The organism is Methanosarcina sp. A14, from assembly GCF_001729375.1.
GTDB classification, from domain to species: domain Archaea; phylum Halobacteriota; class Methanosarcinia; order Methanosarcinales; family Methanosarcinaceae; genus Methanosarcina; species Methanosarcina barkeri.
The window spans coordinates 1-2,391 of the sequence record NZ_LZPK01000311.1 but is presented as its reverse complement, the minus strand read 5'-3'; the positions used below and the strand labels follow the sequence as shown (position 1 = coordinate 2,391).

At 35.6% G+C, this 2,391-nt stretch carries 2 protein-coding genes; both read left to right on the top strand.

Features of this window, described 5'->3' with window-relative positions:
* The first annotated feature begins 972 nt into the window (after window positions 1-972).
* The gene (locus tag A9239_RS13765) at window positions 973-1,305 is read left to right on the top strand and encodes a transcriptional regulator (protein ID WP_048118798.1); all 333 of its coding nucleotides are present in this window, start codon (window positions 973-975) and stop codon (window positions 1,303-1,305) included.
* Between the two features lie 200 nt (window positions 1,306-1,505).
* Window positions 1,506-2,391 (top strand): hypothetical protein (locus A9239_RS13760; protein WP_069575346.1); only part of this gene is annotated, 886 nt, incomplete at its 3' end.

Below are 2,391 nucleotides of genomic sequence, written 5' to 3'. Positions count from 1 at the left end.
CAAGCAAGTTACACAAGCAACAAATAAGTTACACAAGCAAATTACAAGCAAGTTGCACAAGCAGGTTGCACAAGCAAGTTGTTGCAAGTAACCTAGATGTCTTATAGTTTCATTCTACGTTTTTTCAGCTCAATTGTGTAATTCCTTTTTTGATCTAATCGCCTTACCGGCTATTCGGAGATTGACCATCCGCCAATTGACAATTTTAAATTATATTATATTAAATATAATATTACTTACAGATATAATATGACTAACAGAACTTAATTTGGGAAATAAGCGTTTTTAAACCTTAAATCGCATAAAAGGGTGTAAATTCTAAAACTAATACTTATTGAGCTCTCTAGGCGCCGTATTTTTTAATAGAATAAATATTATTTACCTGTTATTTTGGAAAATTCAGTTTTAATTGGTTCTGAATTAAATTCACTAAGTGTCCTTATTTTATTCTTTATATAACTTTACAACAATCGCAAATTATAATCTTGGAACTAGAACGGTTTTTAATTTGAAAAATAGCCTGATGGAATAAAAAAATCAATTTGAACCGTTAAAGGAAGGTAAACCTTCGAAATAATCTATTTAAGGGTTATAAAGGGTTAAATTCCAAAATAGTTTCATTTAAAGTGTAAATTGTAAATTTAATCCAGGAATACTCCTAAAAAAGTAAGTATTCTTTTATTTTTAAATCCAGATATAGCACCTCTGTCAGGAACATATCGATTAGTAACATTCCACCCAGAGACCCAGAGATATGCTGCAATTTTGTGCCGTAATCAAAAAACGGTCAAAAAAGCATTTATAAAAGCATAGAAGATTACGAGGAAACTATGTGTACTAAGACCTGCAATATCAATTCGATAGTTCCTGACTAAACTTCTTAAAAAGTTAATTAAAAGGGTTAATTAAAAAGATTAATTAAAAGGATTTCGAAAATACTTAAATACGAGAAAAAATGTAGCAGGGATAAAAATGCCTGATAACCCGGAGGAAAAATTGCTGATTTTGCAGCTTTCCGAAGATTCCAGAAAAATTGCCAGGCTTCTTTCAAGCGAAACTTCAATCAGAATTCTTAAACTGCTTAATAAGAAGTCAATGTCGGCAGGAAACCTTGCCGATGAGCTTGGAGTGCGTCTGAATACTCTCAAATATAATCTGGACTCTCTTCTGGAAGCCGGAATGATTAGAGTAAGGCACGTAAAATGGAGTCAGAAAGGAAGGGAAATAAAAATTTATGAGGCCTCGAAAAAAGTAATTGTTTTTCTGCCCGCAAAAGAGAACCTGGAAACTCCTATTTTGTTGTGAAATCCTGGCGAGACAGCCAGGAAAATTTGGAGAAAACGGAAATCCTAAAATTGCCCTGAAGTTAATTATAGGCTTCAGAGTTTTGGAACGATTCTATTGTTTCTGAGAAAGACTTTTAAAAATAACCAAATATTAATATACGAACTCGATGAAAAGATACAGTCCAGCAATGAGTTCTATTCCATAGGACGTGGCCCAGTATGAAAATAAAATTTCTGTCCTTACTCCTTATACTCGCAACTATTATCGTGATCTCAGGCTGTGTTGATGAGGAGGCTCAGGGCTTTAATTGTAAAGCTACAGAAGACCTAGCTAGGACTATTTTTTTCCCCTATGTAGGGCTCCTGGACCATGTGGGTGAAATACCAGGCCAACACCCCCATGAGTTTCCGCAAGATAAGTTTAATTCAGGCCCTGAGTCCATGCCTACTCTGAGAGATGCAACATCCCTTCTTGACAGAAACATCGAAAAAGCAGAAACGATTTCATTAAAGCTTAAAGCCGGTATTGAGCGCTACAAAGCAGAAGGGAAAGATGTTAGCAGACTTGAAACCCTGCTTGAAGAGTATAACCGTCTTATAAAAGAAGCAAAGCAGTACCGAGCCCTTGCGAATGCAACCTTAAGCGAAGAAAATAATAGCTCAATTACAAATTTGAGTCAATATAACAACAGTTCATCCGAAAATATGGAAGTAGATTATTTGATTCAGTCTCAGAAGAGTATGATGCAAGCTAATAATGTCCTGAGAGATATTTTCGAAGAACTTAATTCTCTAATGGGAAGTGAAGAACTCAACAATACATCCCGGCTTACTTCAGCAGGAGAAGGAAAAGCTATTCTTATGGGCAGTTTCACTCTGAATATGCACCTGGAAAACGGAGACATGATAATAATGGGCCTCTCCAGGAATTCCGAAATTGATATAAACGGGAATTATACATTTGAAGAGAATACCGACATGCATGATACGGTACGCCTTTACCATATAAATTCTGCTGATGTGAAAATCTCCGGTTCCCGTAAGACAGTAATGTTAAACACTGAAAACGTTACCCTCACTGCAGATGGCGAGGGTTATGTAGCTT

What these genes read in the sequence shown, in the direction of transcription:
- A9239_RS13765 (WP_048118798.1), top strand. Translation starts at nt 973, where the DNA reads ATGCCTGATAACCCGGAGGAAAAATTGCTGATTTTGCAGCTTTCCGAA.